Genomic DNA, 18,623 nt, shown 5'->3' with positions numbered 1-18,623 from the left:
GATCGGCAAAGGGGCCGGTCAGCCGACCAAGGGGCCGGTCAACCGGCACGCGCCGGGTCCGGAGAACACGGCCGAGCTGGGGCACCCGGGCCCTCCAGCCCTACCGCTCCCAGGACAGGTCATGGGAACATCACCTATGTGAAGATCATCCTCAAGATCCTTGTGGTCGCGGGCGCGCTCTGGGCCGCCACCCGCCTGATCGACGGGATCGCCGTCGCCCAGACCACCACCGCCAAGACGGTGGGCACCCTCGTCGCCGTCGCGCTCATCTTCGGCATCGTCAACGCCGTGCTGAAGCCGATCATCAAGACCATAGGCTGCGCGTTCTACGTACTCACTCTGGGCCTGTTCGCCCTGGTGGTGAACGCGCTCCTGCTGCTGCTCACGAGCTGGATCGCCGAGCAGATCGAGCTGCCGTTCCACGTGGACGGCTTCGGGGCGGCCTTCCTCGGCGCGATCGTGGTGGGCGTGGTCAGCTGGATCCTCGACATGCTGCTCGGCCTCAACGAAGACTGAGAAGACTGAAAGAAGACCGAACGAAGAGCGGAGGAAGACCACAGGAAGACCGCACGAGGACCGGACGAGAACCACACGAAGCCCGGTCTGACACCCGACGAAGTCCCGGCGGAAGACCGGCGGCGGACCGTCTCAGCGACGGCTGAGGACCGAGCCGCGTTCGCGCAGTTCGGGGGCCTGGATGATCCTGCGCCTGCGCACCTGCCCGTCCGCCGCGGCTGCCACCAGCCGGACGGCGGCGCGGACGATGCCGTCGATGTCCCAGTTCACGGTGGTGAGCCCGGGGGTGAGCAGACCGGACATCGGGTGGTCGTCGTACCCCATGATCGAGACGTCCTCCGGCACGCGCAGGCCGGCCTCCGCGGCGGCCGCGTAGACGCCGTAGGCGATGAAGTCGGAGAAACAGAAGGCCGCGGCCGGGCGGGAGGCCCCGGAGAGCAGCGCGCGGGCCGTGTCGGTGATGGCGGGCAGCCCGTGCGGGGCGTTGACGACCTCGATGTCCAGCCCGAGGCGGTCGGCCTCGGCGATCACGTGCAGGTCTGCGGGGCGGTCGGGCGTGCTGGGCCGGGTCGGGGTGAGGACGGCGATGCGGTGGTGGCCGCGGTCGCGCAGGTACTCCAGGGCCAGCGTGACGCCCCTGCGGTTGTCGAAGACCACCTCTCCGGCCGTCTTGGCGTCGACGAGCGCGTCGCCGATCGCGACGACCGGGACCGTCTCGGCGAGCTGGCCCCACATCTGCGCGGCGGGGTCCACCGGCTGGACGATCATGCCGTCGACGCGCTGGTCGCGGAGCTGCCGGGCGAGGGTGCGCTCGCGGGCGGGGTCGCCGGCGGCGTCGAGGATCAGCGCGTAGCGGTCCTTGTCGCGCAGGGCCCTGCCGATGCCGACGGCGAGCGACTGCTGCCAGAGGTCTTCGAGCGAGCCGCACAGCAGGCCGATCATGCCGGTGCGGCCGCTGGCGAGGGCGCGGGCGATCGGGTCGGCCTCATAGCCGAGCTCGGCGGCGGCCTGGCGCACGCGCGCGATCGTCTCCTCGGAGACCTGCATGCCGCGCAGCGCGTACGAGACGGCGGCGGGTGACAGGCCGGTCGCCTGGGCCACCTCGCGGATCGTCGCGCGTTTGCGCGGCTGGGATCGCGACATCACTTCAGCTTATGCGGAAACCCCGGCGCCCGAGGGCATCCGGGTGCCCGGGGGTGTTGACGCGGCACGGGTGAAGCGGTTCACTGAATCGTATCACTGAAGCGTTTCACAGCATCCCAGAGGTAATGCCGACAATATCGATAGGAATTGTCGGATATAGTGGGCGCAAGGAGGTGACATGGGCATCGACGTGCATCAGCACATCTGGACGGCCGGGTTCGTCGACTCGCTGCGCGGTCGCGCGAAGCCGCCGTTCCTGGACGGCTGGACGCTGTACCTCGACGGCGAGGCGCCGTACGAGGTGAACCCCCGCGACCACGACCTGGACCACCGGCTCGCCTTCAACCGCGAGCACGGCCTGGACCTGGCCCTCGTGTCGCTGTCCAGCCCGCTCGGCATCGAGCACCTGCCACCCGAGGACGCCTGGCCTCTGATCGACGCCTATCACCAGGGCGCGCTGGAACTGCCCGCCTCTTTCCGCGCGTGGGCCTCCACGTGCGTCGCCGAGATCGACCCGTCCCCGACCGCCAAGGCCCTGGACTCCGGCTTCGCCGGGCTGCAGCTCCCCGCGACCGCCCTGCGCGACGCCGCCGGGTACGCCCGCGTGGCGCCGCTGCTCGACCTGCTGGAGGATCGGGACCTGCCGCTGTTCGTCCACCCGGGCCCCGCCGCGGCGGCCGACGACGCCCCCGGCTGGTGGCCCGCGGTCGTCCCGTACGTCCAACAGATGCACGCCGCGTGGTACGCCTTCCGGGCGTTCGGCCGGCCGAGGCACCCCCGCCTGCGCGTCTGCTTCGCCCTGCTGGCCGGCCTCGCCCCCCTGCACGTGGAGCGCTTCATCGCCCGGGGCGGCTCGTCCCGGGGCACCGTCGACCCGGACGCGTTCCTGGAGACCTCGTCCTACGGCCACCAGGCCATCGACGCGATCACGCGGGTGGTCGGCATCGAGGTCGTCGTGCTCGGCTCGGACGCGCCCTACGCCTCCCCGCCGCGGACGCTGCTCGGCGAGGCCGCCGACCACACGATCGCGGTGACCAACCCCGCACGCCTGCTCGACACGAAAGGAGCCGTGCCCAGATGAGCTGGGAATCCCTGCCAGAGCGATTCCTCGACAAGCGCGAACTTCGCGCCCTCGTCGAAGACCTCGCGGACCGGCCGGACCTGTGGTCACACCACATCGCGTTCGGCGAGACCGGAGAGGCCCGTCATTACGCCTCCCTCCACCGCGACTCCTTCGTGGACATCTGGGTCATCTGTTGGCGTCCCGAGGACGACACGGGCTGGCACGACCACGACGTGTCGTCCGGAGCGGTCCGGGTGATCGCCGGCACGCTGCTGGAGTCCAACCCTCGCATCGGCGGCGCGCACGTCGAGACGCTGGTGTCGGAGGGCGAGTCGCTGGCGTTCGGGCCCGAGCACATCCACCGCATCAACGGGCAGGCCGAGCACAGCGTGTCGATCCACGCCTACTCTCCCCCGCTGTGGCGGCTCGGGCAGTACTCGATCAGCGAGGACGGCGTGATGCGCCGCGCCTCGGTCAGCTACGCCGACGAGCTGCGCCAGGTGGACGCCGAGGCGCTGGTCTGAGCTCTCGGGGCCCCTCGGAAGGCACCGTCACGTGAGGGCGTCGCGGGCACGGCTCGCGACGCCGGGGTCGTCGGTGAACACGCCGTCGACCCCCAGCCCGTACAGGCGCGTGAGCCAGCCTTCGACGTCGCCGTGCGCGGCGGCGTACCCGGGGGCCTTCGGGTCCCCGGTGCGGAAGCCCGCGGGCAGGTAGGCGTTCTCCGGCCGGACGGTCCAGACGTGGATGGGCAGGCCGGCGCGGTGGGCGTCGGTGACCAGGGACGTCGGCGCGCCGCGCCCCTCGTCCCCCGGCACGACCAGCCGCACGTGCACGCCGATGCCGTCGGCGTACCCGGCGATCTCGCGCAGGCCCTCGGGCGTGGCCAGGTCGCGGTACGTGCGCGGGTCCCCCGCGACGACCAGGTCGCGGGGAGCGCCGGTCGCCTCCATGAGCTGGATCAGCCGCAGGCGCGTCGTGCCGCGCAGCGCCCGCAGGTTGGCCGTCTCGAACGACTGAATGAACACCGGGTCGGTGCGTTCGGTCCAGCCGTACTTCGCCAGGGTGGCGAGCATAGGCTGCTCCAGCGGGAGCCCGATGGACGTGAAGTACCCCGGATGCTTGGTCTCGGGGTAGACGCCGACCCCGGCGCGCCGGGCGAGGGCGACGATCTCGTCGAACGTCGCGATCGTGGACGTGCCGTCGAATGCGGCGCTGCGGGGACGCAGCTCGGGCAGGCGCTCGACGGCGCGCAGCGTGCGCAGCTCCTCCAGGGTGAAGTCCTCGGTGAACCAGCCGGTGAGCCGCCGCCCGTCGATGGTCTTGGTCGTCCTGCGCGCGGCGAACTCCGGGTGCACGGCGACGTCGGTGGTCTGGGAGATCTCGTTCTCGTGCCGGGCGACCAGCACGTGGTCCTTGGTGGAGACCAGGTCGGGTTCGATGTAGTCGGCGCCGTCCCGGATCGCGGTCTCGTAGGAGGCCATGGTGTGCTCGGGACGGTACGCGCACGCGCCGCGGTGCCCGATGACGAGGGGATGAGGGACGGGCCCGGACGCGCCGGGCGCCGCGACGCCGCCCGACAGGGAGACGACGCCGGCCACGATCCACACAAGAGCGATCACGCTGCGATGTTAAGCCAGGTAACGGCCGCGTCCTCGTCAACGACACGTAAAGAGCAGCAGCCCTCAGCGGCCCGCGGGCGCGACTGACAACGTTGTCAGGCCTCGCCGAAATGCGGGATGATGCACACCGTGGCAGAGACCAGGCGCGGGCGTCCCACCATGAACGACGTCGCCGCGGCGGCCGGTGTCGCCCTCAAGACCGTCTCGCGTGTGGTCAACGAGGAGCGCGGGGTCAACCCGGCCACGGCCGAGCGCGTCCGGCAGGCCATCGCCCTGCTCGGATACCGCCGCAACGACGGCGCCCGCGTCCTGCGCCGGGGCCGCACGGCGAGCATCGGGCTCGTCATCGAGGACGTCGCCGATCCGTTCTACTCCCTGCTGAGCCGGGCCGTCGAGGACGTCGCGCTCGGCAACGGCTCCCTGGTCTTCACCGGCTCCTCCGGCGAGGACTCCCTGCGCGAGCGCGAACTGGTCCTCGCCTTCTGCGCCCGCCGCGTGGACGGGCTGATCATCGTGCCCGCCGGGGACGACCACGGGTACCTCGTCCCCGAGCTGACCGCGGGCATCCGCGCCGTCTTCGCCGACCGCCCCGCCGGGCCGGGGCTGGACGTGGACACCGTGCTGTCCGACAACGCGGGCGGGGCCAGGGCCGCGACCGCCCACCTCGCCGCCCACGGCCACCGGCGCATCGCCTTCCTCGGCGACAACGCGGCGATCTTCACCGCCGAGGAGCGGCTGCGCGGGTACCGCGAGGCGCTCTCCGCGGCCGGGCTGGCGTACGACCCGGCGCTGGTCGCCATGGGCGCCCCCGACCAGGAGCGCCTGCGCGCCGACCTCGCCCGCCTGCTCGCCCTCCCCGGCCCGCCGACGGCCCTGTTCACGGGCAACGGCCGCACCACCGTCACCGCGCTCCGCGTCCTCGACGCCCTGGACGCCCGCCCGACCGCCACCGCGGGCATCGCGATCGTCGGCTTCGACGACTTCGAGCTCGCCGACCTGCTCAGCCCGGCCGTCACCGTCGTCGCCCAGGACCCGGCGGGCCTCGGGCGCGCCGCCGCCGAGCTCCTCTTCCGCCGCCTGTCCGGCGAGACGGGCCCCACCGAACGCCTGCGGCTGCCCACCCGCCTCGTCGCCCGCGGCTCGGGCGAGCTGCCGCCCTCCTGATTCCTCCGTGCGGCCCTCGTGGGGCACGGGGCTGGGGGCCGTTTGGGGTGTGCGGACCGGTCCGGGGGAGATCGTGTTGACCCGTACGCCCTGAGGGCCGAACTCCTCTGCCGGCGCCTTCCCGAACGCCGTCTGGTCGCCGCGGCACGGACGGTCACACTTGCAACATTCACGATGCAAGTCGCCGTCCAGTCGTCTCTTTCCAGGTACTGTTTCTCTGGGAAGGAGACTCGCGTGGAACAGCAGGGCCGCCCGCTCCGTGCGGACGCGCAACGGACCGTACGGGCGATCCTCGAGGCCGCGGAGCGCACGCTCAGCAAGAACCCGGCGGCCTCGATGGAGGAGATCGCGGAGGCGGCCGGTGTCGCAAGGACCACGGTCCACCGTCGCTTCGCCAGCCGGGACGCCCTGGTGGACGCGATGACCCGATGGGCGGCCCAGCAGTTCCACGCCGCCGTGCTCGCGGCCCGCCCCGACAGCACGCCACCCCTGGTCGCCCTCTACCAGGCCACCGCGAACGTCCTGCGGGTGAAGATCGGCTGGGAGTTCGCGATGAGCCGGTCGGCGTCCGATCCCGACGTGGAGCGCATCCACGCGGAGGTGCGCGAGGTGTGCGCGCGGTTGCTGAACCGGGCCAGGGGCGCGGGGCTGCTCCGGGCCGACGCCGACCTGGAGTGGGCGCGCCGTTCCTACTACGCGCTCATCCACGAGGCGATGCGGGACGGATCCGAGGGCGGCGACGCCGACGCGCTCGCCACGCTCGTCGTCGACACGCTTCTCCATGGCGTCGGGGCCGGCCCCTCCGGTCTCACGGGCACGGTCTCGCCGTAGCACTGACGCGGTCGCGACCGCCCGCCCCGCCGCGGAGTTCCTCAAGCGCGACGCCCCGGTCCCGGAATCAGCCGGGGTCGGGGCGTCACTTCCAGACGAGGTCCTCGCCGTCCAGCCAGTAGCCGCCATAGTCGTAGAAGTACTTCGCGGCGGCCCAGTTGCCGGTCGCCCAGCCGTCGCCGACCCGGTAGAGCCGCCCGGTGTGGTGCGTGCGCCAGTGCGGCAGGCACGCGCTGGCGTACGTGCCCGTGCCGCGGAAGGACACATCCGGGGCTCCCCCCGGCCCGGGGCCGGTCATCTTCTCGTACCTGGCCACCGTCCCCTTGGTCGCCGCGTGACAGCTCGCCGCCCTCGCGCCGGCGGGCGTGGGGTGGACGGTGAACGAGGGTGCCATGGCGACACCGGCGGCGCCGGCGCCGGCGAGGATGGCCAGACGGGTGCGTAGGCGCATGGAAGGATTCCTTCTCGGTGGGATGCCGTTCGCTCCGAGCATGCCCACCGAGTGATGGTCACTCAAAGTAGTCAATTGGTTACTCTATGCTGTCTCCATTCGGACGCGGAGGCCTTCGGCCCCGGACGCAGGTGACGGGCCAGGGCGAGCGCGGCGAGGACGCCGCCCGCGCCGGTCAGCGCGATGGCCAGGTGCGCGGGGACCAGCTCGGCGAGGCCGCCGGCCAGGGCCGCGCCGAGTCCCTGCGTGGTCATCTGGCCCGACGTGAGCAGGCCGAACGCCTGCCCGCGCACGTCCTCGGGGGCCGCCTCCACGAACCTGCGCTGCAGGCCGAGGGTGTAGGCCAGGCATGACCCGGTCAGCACGGCGAGCGCCAGGCACCACGCCGGTCCCGGCCCGGCGGCGAAGCCGAGCATCGGCACGCCGAGCCCCGCGGCGAGCGGGAAGGACAGCCGCTCCCGCAGACCGGGCGCGGCGAACCGCCCGACCGCGAAGTCCCCGATCGCCACGCCCGCCGCGAACGCCGCCAGCACCAGGCCCGCCTGCGAGGGCGCGCCGCGCTCGCTCAGGTACGGCACCACGACGGCCTCGGCGCCGGAGACGAACATCATCGGGATCCAGTTCGCGAGCAGCAGCCCCCGCACGCCCGGGTCGGCGAGCAGGCGGCGGTTGACGCGCAGCGTGACCCCGACGGGGTTCCCCCCGGCTCCGGCGCCCGCCCGGGCCGGATGGTCGGGAAGGCCGAGGCGCAGCACCACCGCGCTCGCCGCCGACAGCACGGCGGTGATCAGCAGGGCTCCCGCGGGCCCGGTCAGGGTGAGGACGGTACCGCCCACGGCGAGGCCGCCGATCTGCGCGCCGGCCGACGTCACGGAGAGGACGGAGCGGCCGAGCACGAAGGCGTCGCCGGGTAGCAGCTCGGGCAGGGTCGCGGTACGGGCTGCGCCGAAGACGGGGCCGAGCGCGCCTGTGGCGACGACCAGCAGCAGCATCGCCCACACCGGCAGCCCGGCGAAGGCCAGCGCCAGGCAGACGGCGACGCGCACCACCTCGCCGACGATCATCAGCCGGCGGGGACGGACGCGGTCGGCCAGCGACAGCAGGAAGATCCCGCCGACGACGTACGGCAGGAATCCGCTCATGTACGCGAGCGCGGACAATCCCGCCGAACCCGTGCGCGCGTACACGAGCACCGAGAACGCGAGCATCTTGACGGTGTCGCCCGCCACCAGCAGCGCGAAGCTACCGAAGAGCACGCGGAACTCCCGCACGGCGAACACCTCGCCGAACGTCGCCCGCCGCCCGGACTCCTCGACCACCACTCACCCTCCCCCGCCGTCGCACGGCCGTCTTCGGTGACGATGCTGGGGGACGGCCGGAACACCTGGCTAAGCTTTCCGAAATAAGCGAAAGGTCCGATCGGCCCGGGGGTTCGGCGTGGGCAGGGTGCTCAGTATCGAGGTCAGCCCGCAGGACGTCATGGCCAGCAGGTTCGCCATATCTCCGCTGATCGAGACCCTGCACGCGCTCTGGCTGCTGTCCCGGCGTCGCTCGGCGGGCATGCACCGGCGGTGGGTCGAGGACGGGCGGCGGCCGTACGAGCGGCTGGTGCGCGAACGGCCGGCGCTCGCGGCCCTGGTGGCACTGTTCCGCAATGGGGACTACAACGCGGACTTCATCGCGCCGCCGCCGTCCGGGGTGAACGTCGCGTTCGACGACGAGATCGCCGCGATGCGCGCGACGCCCCCGGAGCAGGCCCACGTGGAGATCGCCAGGAACCTGCGCGGCGCGCCGCCCCCGCCGCCGGACGTGCGGGCGATCCTGGACCGCCCGGACGTCGTGGCACTGTTCGCGGACGCCCTGGAGGCGGTCTGGCGTGAGATCGTCGCGCCCGGCTGGCCTCGCGTCCAGGCGATCCTCGAACGCGACGTCGTCCAGCGCGCCGGGCGCCTGGCGACGTACGGCTGGGCGGCCGCCCTCGATGACCTCAGCCCGCGGGTCGCCTGGCGCGCGGACGGCGGCGCCGGTCATATCCAGGTGCGCATGGACAATCCAGGCGGGGACGAGCGCCACCGGCTCGACGGCCGGGGGCTGCTGTTCGTCCCGAGCGTCTTCGGCGCCGGCGTCGGCGCCTACCTGGAGGACCCGTGGCCGTACGCCCTGGTGTACCCGGCGCGCGGGATCGCCGTCGAGTCGCGGCCGTCGGCGGGGCTGGCGCGGCTCATCGGCCGGACCCGCGCCGAGATCCTGCTGCGAACCCCGGCGACCACGACGCAGCTCGCGGCCCTGCTCGGGCTGAGCGTCGGCGGCGCGGGCGGCCACGTGGCCGCGCTGCGCGAGGCCGGGCTGATCACCGGCACCCGGGTGGGCCGCTCGGTGCTGTACCGCCGCACCGCGCTCGGGGACGCGCTGGTGGACGGCAGTGCCTAAGGCCGCGCCTCCGGCGCGGTCCGGGGCCCCCGAATGGTCAGCCCTTGAGCGCGCCCGCCATCAGGCCGCGCATGAAGAAGCGGCCGAGCAGCACGTAGACGAGCATCGTCGGGACCGAGGCGAGGATCGCGGCCGCCATCTGCTGGCTGTACGGGACGGTCTGGGCGCCCGCGATGTTGTTGAGCATGACGGTCGTCGGCCACGAGGTCGGCCCGGTCAGGAACACCGCGAAGAGGAAGTCGTTCCACATCGAGGTGAACTGCCAGATGATGACGACGGCGAGGGCCGGCCCGGAGACGGGGATCACGATCGACCAGAAGGTGCGCAGCATGCCGGCGCCGTCGACGCGGGCGGCCTCCATCAGCTCGTCCGGGATCGTCACGTAGTAGTTGCGGAAGATCAGCGTGCAGATGGGGATGCCGTAGACGACGTGCGCGAGGATCAGCCCGGGGATGCCGCCGTAGATGTCCAGGTTCACCATGAGCTGGACGAGCGGGATCATCACACCCTGGTACGGGATGAACATGCCGAACAGGAACAGCGTGAACACCACATCGGCGCCGGGGAAGCGCCACTTGGACAGGACGAACCCGTTCATCGCGCCGAGCGCCGCCGAGAGCAGCGACCCCGGGATCGTCAGCAGGAAGCTGTTGGCGATGCCCGGCTTCAGCTTGTCCCAGGCCACCTGCCACGCCTCGGTCGTCCAGACCTTGGGCAGGCTCCACGCCTGGCTCGGGTCGGCCTCGGTCAGGGGCTTGAAGCTGGTGACCAGCAGCACGTAGATCGGGATCAGGAAGACCAGGACGAAGCCGATCAGCAGCACGAACCTGACGTAGACCGGCCAGCGCGGCCCGCGGACGACCTGCGGCGCCGCCTTCTGTGCCTGCGGCGGGGCCGCGACAGCGGTGGTCATGGGCGCTTCTCCCTGCGGGCGTTCCAGATCAGGTACGGGACGACGAAGACGGCCACGCTGAGCACGATGTAGGCGGCGATCGTCGCGCCCTTGGCCGGGTCGTGGGCGTCGAAGACGGCGACCCACATGAACACGGCGGGCACGTCCGTGATGATCTGTTTGCCGGACACCGAGACGATCAGGTCGAAGACCTTGAGTGAGATGTGCCCGAGGATGATCAGCGCGGACAGCGTGACCGGGCGCAGGAACGGGAAGACGACGTACCGGTAGACCTGCCATTCCTTGCAGCCGTCGACCCGCGCGGCCTCGCGCAGTTCCTCCGGGACGCCCCGGAACCCGGCCAGGAACAATGCCATGACATATCCGGACATCTGCCAGATCGCGGGGATGGCCATGGCCGCCATGCCCCAGTCCTGGCCCCGGAACCAGTCGTTCTCCAGGAACCCGAGCCCGACGCTGCCGAACAGCCGGTTCAGCCCGACCGCCTGCTCGCCCTGGCCGCTGTTCATCAGCCACCGCCACACGACGCCCGTGGCGACGAACGAGATGGCCATCGGGAACAGGTAGATCGCGCGGAAGCCGCCCTCCCCCTTGATCCCCTTCTCCATCAGGAAGGCGAGCAGCCAGCCGAGCGCCAGCGCGCCGCCCACGAACACCACCGTGAAGACGACCGCGTGCCTCACCGAGATGCCCCAGCGTTCCTGGTCCCACAGGGAGACGAAGTTCGTGAGCCCGACGAACTTCCCTGCCGAGATCTCGTCGTGCCGGTCCGTCATCGCCAGCCGGAAGTTCCAGCCCAGCATGCCGTACACGAAGACCGCGATCGCGATGATCGACGGCGTGACCAGGAGCAGGCCCGGCAGCCATCTCTTGACGCGCGACACAGATACCCCCAAGAGGCTCGCGCCCGCGCGCGGAGGCGACGCGGGCGCGAGCCGGACGATCAGCTCACTGGTTGTTGGTCTGCGCGGCTTCCACCAGCGCCTGCTGCAGCTTGGCCGCGTCCTTGCTCTGCAGGAACAGGCCCACCGCCTCGGTGATGGCCGTCTTCCAGGCGTCGTTGGCGACGACGCCGTGCTGGATCGACCCGGCGAGCTTGTCGCTCGCCCACTGCGCGAGGTCCCACTCCAGGTAGTCGGTGTAGAGGGACTTGTCGGCGTCCTTGCGGGCGGGGATGGAGCCCTTCTTGGGGTTGAAGGCGTCCTGGCCCTCCTTACTGGCGGCGACCTTGAGCCACGCCAGCGCGCCGTCCCGGTTCGGGGCGCCCTTGGGCAGGGTGAAGCTGTCCGACAGCCACAAGAAGGTGCCATCGGTGCCCGGCGAGGCCGCCCAGTCGAAGTCCTCCTTCGACTTCTTGCCGAGGCCGCCGTCCGGCGGGTTGTGGAAGTAGCCGTAGGCCCAGTCGCCCATGATGTTGAACGCGGCGGCGCCGTCGGCGACCTGCTTGGAGGCGGGCTGCCAGTCGTCCTGCGGCGGGCCCGCGTACGACAGGATCGTCTTGTAGTCCTCCAGCGCCTTGGTCACGGCCGGGCCCGACCAGTCCGCGCCCTTGACCCACAGGGCGTTGTAGGCGTCGGTGCCGAGCGAGCCGAGCAGCACGCTCTCCAGCAGGTGGACGTCCGTCCACTCCGAGCCGATCGACAGCGGGATCTTCCCGGTCTTCTTCACCGCCTCCAGGGCCGTGATGAACTCCTCGATCGTCTTCGGCGCCCCGGCGACGCCGGCCTCCTTGAGTACCTTGGGGTTGAACCACAGGACGTTGGAGCGGTGGATGTTCACCGGCACCGAGTAGACGTTGCCCTCGTAGGTGAGCTGGTCGACGAGTTGCTGCGGGAAGACGTCCCTCAGCTTCAGCTCGTCGTACAGGGAGTTCAGCGGCTCCAGCTTGCCGGCCTTGATGTAGCCCTGGAGCTCGGCGCCGGCGTGGCCCTGGAAGGTGTCCGGCGGCTGGTCGGCCTGGAGCTTGCTGGAGAGCAGAGCCCGCGCCTTGTCACCCGAGCCGCCCGCGACGGCGGCGTCGAAGAACGTCAGGCCGGAGTTCTGCTTCTCGAATATATCGCGCATGGCCTTGAGCCCGTCGGCCTCGCCGGGGCCCGTCCACCACGAGAAGACCTCGACCTGTTTCTTGGCCGCCGCCTGCCCGTCGCCGGTGCCCTTCTGGTCGCCACCACCGCCACAGGCGGAAAGGGAGAGCACGCCTGCCACGGTGACCGCGACGGCCGACATCCACCGTCGTCGCATTCTGTCCGGTCCCTTCGGGGGGTAGAGGGGACGCTGTCCATGCGCTTCTTCCCATTTGGGACGCCTGGTGACAACGTTGTCAGTTTTACGCAATCAACCCACTTGGCGGGCGAGGACGTCAAGGCCGCGCGCATAACGTTGCCATATAGCCACACAGCCACTCAAGCTCACACACCCAAGCAGCCACATAACCACACACTCGCACAGCGGGACGGCGCCCGTCACCCGGTTCCCGGACGGGACATGGAAGTATCGGCGCATGACCGCCATCGCTTCCTCCCCCGTCCCGCGGCGGCGCCGTGGCTGACCGCAAGCGCGGGCGCCCCGTCCCCGAGACGCACACGTCCGTCATCGCCGACGACTGGGAGACCCTCGACCTCTCCGGGCAGAACCAGGCCAACGTGGCCTTCATCGACGTCGACCTCGCCGAGGCGACCGGCGAGGGCGCGGTGTTCAGCGAGTGCGTGTTCCGGGGCACGCGGTTCAACGCCGCGCAGTTCTCCGACAGCGCCTTCCTCAACTGCCATTTCGTTCGGTGCTCGTTCTTCGACGCCACGTTCACCGGGTGCAAGCTGGTCGGCAGCGTGTTCGACGGCTGCTCCTTCGACCTGCTGAAGGTCCGGGGCGGCGACTGGTCGTTCACCGACCTGTCGGGGGCGAACCTGAACGGCGCCTCGATCTCGGACGCGCGCATGCGCGAGGCCGACCTCACGGGCGTGCGGCTCGTGGAGGCCTCGCTGCGCGACGTGGACCTGTCGGGGGCGTCGCTGCCGCGGGCCGACCTGACGCGGTGCGACCTGCGCGGCAGCGACCTGTCGTCCCTGGAGCCGCTGACCGTGCAGCTCAGGGGCGCCGTCGTCGACCTGCGCCAGGCGATGATGATCGCCACCGCCCTGGGCCTGGACGTCCGCACCGACTGACACGCCGCCCCCGCCCGGAGCGGCGGAGGAGGCGAGCCCGGACCGGGGCGCACGGCCACCGACCCGGGCTCGCGGACCGCGTGGCCCCGGGCTCCGGTCTCCACCCCTCCGAGGCGACCTCACCCGTACCGCCGGCCACGCGGCGTCTCACTCGTGCGGTCTTCGTCCACGGCCGGGCGCACGCGCCGTGACGGGCGTGTCGTCACGGAGGTCGAGGGGTGGCGGCGGGTGGCGGGGGATGGCGGGGGTGGGGTGGACGATGACGGCGGGCGCGCCATTACGCAGTGTTCCACCAAATAGCGGAGCGCGCTCGGCTCATGCCGGGATTCGACTGCAATCCATCCCATACCGTCCAACATGACGACATAGCCGCGTTTTTGTTGACGCATCAAGGGCAGGCGAAGATCGCGGTGAGGAGCACCTCAACGCCGCGCCCCTGACTCCCGAGAGGGCCATCCGGATGACACGATGCGCCCACCTTTGTTGTGAAGAAATCGCTACAAGTCCCTCCAATTCCCTCCTTCCGAAATTATCGTCTGATTGACTACTCTGCTCTGACCAAGGGACGAGATCGGCAGTGCCGCGAGAACGGGCACACCCCGACCCTCGCCATCAGACCCAGCTGTATGTCCGAAATATACGATCAGCCCCGACCTGATTGCACGAAGAGTGATCAACGCAGGCCAAGGCTGCGCATCGCCGTCACGGAAGGTAAGATTCCACGAGCACCGGCCACCCAGGCGCGTCCGAGGCCGGTGAGCCATCTCACATCGGGAGACTCAGTTGGAAACCGTCGACCTCGAAGACCTGGGCCTCGAACTCCTCCTGATCATCGCGCTGCACGAGGAGGCCGAGCGCCTCACCGCCCGGCTCCCCGGGCCCTCGGACGGCGCGATCGAACGGGGCCGCACATACCGGCGAACGTGACCACCCCGCCGCGTCATTGGCCATCGGCCGGACATTAGCGGCGCTGCCCAAGTAATTGCTCGTTTCAACTTGAATGCCGTGGTTTACCGGGCCGTCTTTAAACTGTCGGTGGCGCCGGTCACACTGCGAGCATGGCCGATCTCCCCCAGGAAACCTCCGCTCCGAGCGGCTCCGATCCCGCGCGGTCCCCTGTGTCCCCGCCTCCTGACGCCAGGGACGGCTCCCCGACCCCGCAGTCGCCGCCGAACGGCGCCCTCCCCCGATCCTCCGCCGCGGCACCACGCGACGACGAGGCGATCGACCTCGGTGAGGTCACCGTCAGCGACTGGCACGCCCACAACGAGACCATGGCCGGCATCGGTTTCCTCACGGTGGCCCGCAGGCTCCCCGCCCTCATCGCCCAGGCCGTGCGCATGGCGTGGCAGGCCAGCCCCCGCGACACCCTGGCGACGATCTCCCTGAGCACGCTCGGCGGCGTGTTCACCGCCTTCGGGCTGCTGGCGACCACCGGCGTGCTGCAGGCCCTCTTCTCCTCCGGGCCCACCCCCGACCGCGTCCGTGCCGCCCTCCCCAGCCTGCTGCTCGTGGGCGTCGCCGCGGCGCTGCGCACCGCCCTCCAGGCCGGGGCCGGGTGGGCACAGTCCCGCCTGGAGCCTCAGGTCAGCCGCATCGCCGAGACCCAGCTCTACGACCTGACCAGCCGCGTCGACCTCATCGCCTACGACGACGTCGCATTCCACGACTCGCTCCAGCGCGCCCGCACCCGCGGCGTGAGCATGGTGGACAGCGTGGTCAACTCGGCGATCGACGTGCTCACCGGCGGCATCGGCATCGCAGCCGCCGCCGGTGTGCTCGGCATCCTCCACCCCGTGCTGCTGCCCCTGCTCGTGCTGGCCGTGATCCCCGACGCCTGGGCCGCCGTCCGCTCCGCCCGCGAGCGGTACACCACGATGTACGCCCTGGTGCCGGCCCGGCGGCGCAAATGGATCCTCAGCGACCTCATGGCCGACCGGGACACCGCCGCCGAGATCCGCTCGTTCACGATGCGCCGCTTCCTCATGCGCCTGTACGACGCGGTGACCGACGCCGAACAGGCGGTCGTCCTGCGGCTGGCGCGGCGGCAGATGCTCGCGCGCGTGGTCGGGGAGGCGCTCGGCGGGGTCGGCACGGGCATCGTCTACGTCGCGCTCGGGCTGCTGCTCGCCGTCGGCGCCGTCCCGCTCGCGGTGGCGGGCACGGCCGTCCTCGCCATCCGCTCCGGGCAGAGCTATCTGTCCACGCTCATGTACGCCACCAACCGCCTGTACGAGGAGGGCCTCTACTTCACCGACTTCCTGGAGTTCTGCGCCGACGCCCGCGCGCGCCTGACGTCCGACCGGCCCGACCCTGCACCCGCCTCGTTCGAGCGCATCACCGTCGACGACGTGACCTTCCACTACCCCGGCAACGAGCGCCCCGCCCTGGACCACGTGTCGATCCACATCGATCGAGGCGAGGTCGTCGCGCTCGTCGGTGAGAACGGTTCGGGCAAGACGACTCTGTCCAAGATCCTCGCCGGGCTGTACGACCCCGGCGAGGGACGGGTCCGGTGGGACGACGTGGAACTCGCCGGCGTCGACCCCGAGGACCTGCGGCGCCACATCGCCGTCATCGCCCAGGACCACACCCGCTGGCCGCTGACCGCCAAGGACAACATCACCATGGGTCTGGACAAGGGCGTCGAGGCCCTGCACGCCTCCGCCCAGGTCGCCGGGGCCGACCAGGTCATCGCCGAGCTGCCGCACGGCTACCGCACGCTGCTCGACCGCCGGTTCAAGGACGGCCACGAGCCCTCGGGCGGCCAGTGGCAGCGCATCGCCGTGGCGCGCGGCTTCTACCGCGATGCGCCGCTGCTGATCTGCGACGAGCCGACGGCCGCGCTGGACGCCCGCGCCGAGCACGCCCTGTTCGAGCGCGTCCGCGGGCACGCCGACGGCCGCACCGTCCTGCTCATCACCCACCGCCTCGCCAGCGTGCGCTACGCCGACCGCATCTACGTCCTGGACCACGGCAAGGTGATCGAGCGGGGCACGCACGACGAGCTGATGGCCCTCGGCGGCCAGTACGCCGACCTCTACACCATCCAGGCCAGCGCCTACGGCCCCACGGGCGATCACCGGAAGGAGGCCCCCAGCCAGGCCTGAACATGTCTCAACAGGTCGTGACAGGTCTGAACGGAGCCCCGGGCGCGGGTTAGCGGGAGGCGTCGGACTCGACCGTCTCGGCCGCCTGGCACGAGGCCGGGTCCCCCGCGAGCGCCAGTACGTCGCGGTAGTACCGGATCTTCCACTTGATCGCGTCCTGCTGCTCCCTGAGCTCGGCGATCTTCTGCTCGACCTCGCGGTCGTGGCTCTCCAGCAGCGCGATGCGCTCCTCGATGGTGCCATCGCCGCTGCGCACGAGCTGGGCGAAGCGGATCATCTCCGCGAGCGACATGCCCGTGCCGCGCAGGCAGCGCACCATGCCGAGCCAGCTCAGGTGCGAGTCGTTGAACCGCCTCTGGCCGGCGGCGTTCCGCTCGATCGGCTCCAGCAGGCCGATGCGCTCGTAGTACCGCAGGGTGTCCAGGCTGAACCCGGTCTCCTCCGCGACCTGTCCCGGTGTGTAGACGCTCACGGGGTCGAGCATGTCACCTGGAGTGGGCTCAAGGTCAAGGTGGTTGACCTGGAGCCCACTCCAGCGTGCAAGGTGTCGCGCATGACACGAATCGCACTCGGCACCATCCCATTCGGCACGACCGTCGACGAGGCGGCGTCCTTCGCGATCCTGGACCGGTTCGTCGAGGCCGGCGGCACGGTGCTCGACACGTCGAACAACTATCCGTTCTGGATCGACGGCGCCATCGGCGACGAGAGCGAGACCACCATCGGCAGGTGGCTGGAGTCCCGGGGCCTCCGCGACCACGTGGTGCTGAGCACCAAGTGCGGCGCGCGCCCGGCGGTCCCCGGCGACCGGACGCTCGGCTCGGCCGAGGGCCTGTCCGGCGAGGTCGTCCGCGCGGCGATGGAGGCCAGCCTGCGGCGGCTGCGCACGGACCGCGTGGACGTCTACTGGGCGCACATCGAGGACCGCGCGACGCCCCTCGAGGAGCAGGTGGACGCGTTCGGCGCGCTGGCCGCGGAGGGCAAGGCACTGGCCGTCGGCGCTTCCAACCACGCCACCTGGCGGGTCGAGCGGGCGCGCGGCCTCGCCCGGGCCCGGGGCGTGACCCCGTACACGGACCTGCAGCTCAGGCACTCCTACCTGCGCCCGCGGCCGGGCGTGCCGCTGCCGGAGTCCGCTCACGTGCAGGTGGGCGAGGAGGTGCTGGACTACGTCGCCGTCGAGGGGTTGCGGCTGTGGACCTACACGACCTTGCTCGCCGGCGCCTACACCCGGGCCGACCGCCCCATTCCCCCGCATTACGACCATCCCGGGACGACCCGGCGCCTGGCCGTGCTGCGCGAGGTGGCCGGCGAGCTCGGCGCCACGCCCAACCAGGTGGTCATCGCGTGGCTGACCGCGCAGGGCATCGTGCCCATCGTGGGGGCAAGCACGCTCGCCCAGGTAGACGAGCTGCTCGGCGCGCGCGATGTCAAGCTGGACGACGGGCAGCGCGCCCGCCTGGAAGACCCGGCACTGGCCTGACCCCCGGCCCGCCCCGGCGGGCGCTCCGGGCCGGGCGCGGTCACCGGGCCGGCGGTGGCGTCAGTGGCCCGGCAGGTGGTCGGCGAGGTAGCCGCGCACCAGGCGCTTGCACTCGGAGATCAGCTCGGGGTCGCCGCCGGGGTGGGCACGGAAGGCGAGCTTCAGCACGGCGTCGGCGGCCTCGACCGCGACGATGAGCGCGCGGTCGAGGCCCGGCCCGGCGGGCGCGCCCAGCAGCTCGATGGTCAGCGCGCGCAGCCGATCGGCGACGATGACATTGTTCTCCAGCGCGGCGTCCAGCAGGCGCTCGCTGCCCTTGAGCGCGGGCCCGCCCGGGGTCGGCAGGATCTCGCCGAAGTCCATGATGGCGAAGCCGGGCGTGCTGCGCTTCATCGCCACGAACTCGTCCACCGTGAGGTCCACCGCGCCGGTCCAGTCGGAGATTCCGGCGGCGGCGAGCCGGGCGGTGATCCGGGCGAGGAACGCGTCGAGGTTGCGCAGCGCCAGCGCCCGTACGAGCCCCTGCTTGTCGGGGAAGAACTGGTAGAACGTGCCGATCGGAACGGCCGCCCTGCGGGCCACCTCCTTGGTGGTCAGCCCGTCGTAACCCACCTCGTCGAGCAGGCGGGCGCACTCGTCCAGCATGCGCTCGACCCGCTCGACGCTGCGGCGCTGAGCGGGGCGGCGGCGGAGCGTCGCGGCGGAGACGTTCGTCATTCCCCCATCATCCCTCTGT

19 protein-coding genes are annotated in these 18,623 nt (G+C 71.3%); 10 read left to right on the top strand and 9 right to left on the bottom strand.

Annotated features, from left to right (window positions below; all coding sequences use genetic code 11):
* Positions 1-138 precede the first annotated feature (138 nt).
* Complete coding sequence (locus tag AB0H21_RS05360; RefSeq protein WP_358512057.1) at positions 139-516, top strand: phage holin family protein; 378 nt, start codon at positions 139-141, stop codon at positions 514-516.
* Positions 517-648: 132 nt separating this feature from the next.
* On the opposite strand, the gene AB0H21_RS05355 is transcribed toward AB0H21_RS05360, so the two are convergent.
* Positions 649-1,659: a LacI family DNA-binding transcriptional regulator gene (locus AB0H21_RS05355; RefSeq protein WP_358512055.1), complete on the bottom strand. Its 1,011-nt coding sequence runs from the start codon at positions 1,657-1,659 to the stop codon at positions 649-651.
* A gap of 178 nt (positions 1,660-1,837) precedes the next feature.
* On the opposite strand from AB0H21_RS05355, the gene AB0H21_RS05350 reads away from it, so the two are divergent.
* A complete protein-coding gene (locus AB0H21_RS05350; protein ID WP_358512052.1) occupies positions 1,838-2,740 on the top strand; it encodes an amidohydrolase in 903 nt (300 codons plus the stop codon).
* The gene (locus tag AB0H21_RS05345) at positions 2,737-3,246 is read left to right on the top strand and encodes a cysteine dioxygenase family protein (protein ID WP_358512050.1); all 510 of its coding nucleotides are present in this window, start codon (positions 2,737-2,739) and stop codon (positions 3,244-3,246) included. Before AB0H21_RS05350 ends, AB0H21_RS05345 begins: the two co-directional genes overlap by 4 nt.
* A 27-nt stretch (positions 3,247-3,273) precedes the next feature.
* Here the strand turns inward: AB0H21_RS05345 and AB0H21_RS05340 are convergent, their stop codons facing one another.
* A complete protein-coding gene (locus AB0H21_RS05340; protein WP_358512047.1) occupies positions 3,274-4,344 on the bottom strand; it encodes a glycerophosphodiester phosphodiesterase in 1,071 nt (356 codons plus the stop codon).
* A 120-nt stretch (positions 4,345-4,464) separates the two neighbouring features.
* On the opposite strand from AB0H21_RS05340, the gene AB0H21_RS05335 reads away from it, so the two are divergent.
* Complete coding sequence (locus AB0H21_RS05335; RefSeq protein WP_358512044.1) at positions 4,465-5,508, top strand: LacI family DNA-binding transcriptional regulator; 1,044 nt, start codon at positions 4,465-4,467, stop codon at positions 5,506-5,508.
* A 234-nt stretch (positions 5,509-5,742) separates the two neighbouring features.
* Entirely contained in the window at positions 5,743-6,339 is a 597-nt protein-coding gene (locus AB0H21_RS05330) for a TetR/AcrR family transcriptional regulator (protein ID WP_358512041.1), read from the top strand.
* Between the two features lie 85 nt (positions 6,340-6,424).
* Here AB0H21_RS05330 and AB0H21_RS05325 read toward each other — a convergent pair whose 3' ends face one another.
* Entirely contained in the window at positions 6,425-6,790 is a 366-nt protein-coding gene (locus AB0H21_RS05325) for a hypothetical protein (protein ID WP_358512038.1), read from the bottom strand.
* 71 nt (positions 6,791-6,861) lie between these two features.
* Positions 6,862-8,112, bottom strand: coding sequence for an MFS transporter (locus AB0H21_RS05320; RefSeq protein WP_358512035.1), 1,251 nt, complete (start codon positions 8,110-8,112; stop codon positions 6,862-6,864).
* Between the two features lie 115 nt (positions 8,113-8,227).
* On the opposite strand from AB0H21_RS05320, the gene AB0H21_RS05315 reads away from it, so the two are divergent.
* Positions 8,228-9,220, top strand: coding sequence for a DUF5937 family protein (locus AB0H21_RS05315; protein WP_358512032.1), 993 nt, complete (start codon positions 8,228-8,230; stop codon positions 9,218-9,220).
* Between the two features lie 37 nt (positions 9,221-9,257).
* Here the strand turns inward: AB0H21_RS05315 and AB0H21_RS05310 are convergent, their stop codons facing one another.
* The 3 genes from AB0H21_RS05310 to AB0H21_RS05300 all read right to left on the bottom strand — a co-directional run bounded on the left by AB0H21_RS05310 (position 9,258) and on the right by AB0H21_RS05300 (position 12,374).
* Complete coding sequence (locus AB0H21_RS05310) at positions 9,258-10,133, bottom strand: carbohydrate ABC transporter permease (RefSeq protein ID WP_358512029.1); 876 nt, start codon at positions 10,131-10,133, stop codon at positions 9,258-9,260.
* Positions 10,130-11,017, bottom strand: coding sequence for a sugar ABC transporter permease (locus AB0H21_RS05305; RefSeq protein WP_358512027.1), 888 nt, complete (start codon positions 11,015-11,017; stop codon positions 10,130-10,132). The genes AB0H21_RS05310 and AB0H21_RS05305 overlap by 4 nt, the downstream gene beginning before the upstream one ends.
* A 64-nt stretch (positions 11,018-11,081) precedes the next feature.
* Positions 11,082-12,374 carry an extracellular solute-binding protein gene (locus tag AB0H21_RS05300; protein WP_358512024.1) on the bottom strand — a complete coding sequence of 431 codons (1,293 nt, stop codon included), beginning with the start codon at positions 12,372-12,374 and terminating at the stop codon, positions 11,082-11,084.
* A 299-nt stretch (positions 12,375-12,673) separates the two neighbouring features.
* On the opposite strand from AB0H21_RS05300, the gene AB0H21_RS05295 reads away from it, so the two are divergent.
* The 3 genes from AB0H21_RS05295 to AB0H21_RS05285 all read left to right on the top strand — a co-directional run bounded on the left by AB0H21_RS05295 (position 12,674) and on the right by AB0H21_RS05285 (position 16,404).
* Entirely contained in the window at positions 12,674-13,294 is a 621-nt protein-coding gene (locus tag AB0H21_RS05295; protein WP_358512021.1) for a pentapeptide repeat-containing protein, read from the top strand.
* 783 nt (positions 13,295-14,077) lie between these two features.
* On the top strand, positions 14,078-14,221 hold the full coding sequence (locus tag AB0H21_RS05290) for a hypothetical protein (protein ID WP_358512018.1): 144 nt from the start codon (positions 14,078-14,080) through the stop codon (positions 14,219-14,221).
* 131 nt (positions 14,222-14,352) lie between these two features.
* Entirely contained in the window at positions 14,353-16,404 is a 2,052-nt protein-coding gene (locus AB0H21_RS05285; RefSeq protein WP_358512015.1) for an ATP-binding cassette domain-containing protein, read from the top strand.
* A 49-nt stretch (positions 16,405-16,453) separates the two neighbouring features.
* Here AB0H21_RS05285 and AB0H21_RS05280 read toward each other — a convergent pair whose 3' ends face one another.
* On the bottom strand, positions 16,454-16,876 hold the full coding sequence (locus tag AB0H21_RS05280) for a MerR family transcriptional regulator (protein ID WP_358512012.1): 423 nt from the start codon (positions 16,874-16,876) through the stop codon (positions 16,454-16,456).
* Between the two features lie 81 nt (positions 16,877-16,957).
* On the opposite strand from AB0H21_RS05280, the gene AB0H21_RS05275 reads away from it, so the two are divergent.
* Positions 16,958-17,887, top strand: a complete 930-nt coding sequence (locus tag AB0H21_RS05275) for an aldo/keto reductase (protein ID WP_358512009.1) — start codon at positions 16,958-16,960, stop codon at positions 17,885-17,887.
* Positions 17,888-17,947: 60 nt separating this feature from the next.
* Here AB0H21_RS05275 and AB0H21_RS05270 read toward each other — a convergent pair whose 3' ends face one another.
* The gene (locus AB0H21_RS05270) at positions 17,948-18,604 is read right to left on the bottom strand and encodes a TetR family transcriptional regulator (protein WP_358512006.1); all 657 of its coding nucleotides are present in this window, start codon (positions 18,602-18,604) and stop codon (positions 17,948-17,950) included.
* Between the last annotated feature and the right edge of the window lie 19 nt (positions 18,605-18,623).

It is taken from the genome of Sphaerisporangium sp. NPDC051011 (assembly GCF_040653595.1).
In the GTDB taxonomy this organism is placed as follows: Bacteria; Actinomycetota; Actinomycetes; order Streptosporangiales; family Streptosporangiaceae; genus Sphaerisporangium.
This window is presented reverse-complemented; position numbering and strand designations above follow the sequence as displayed.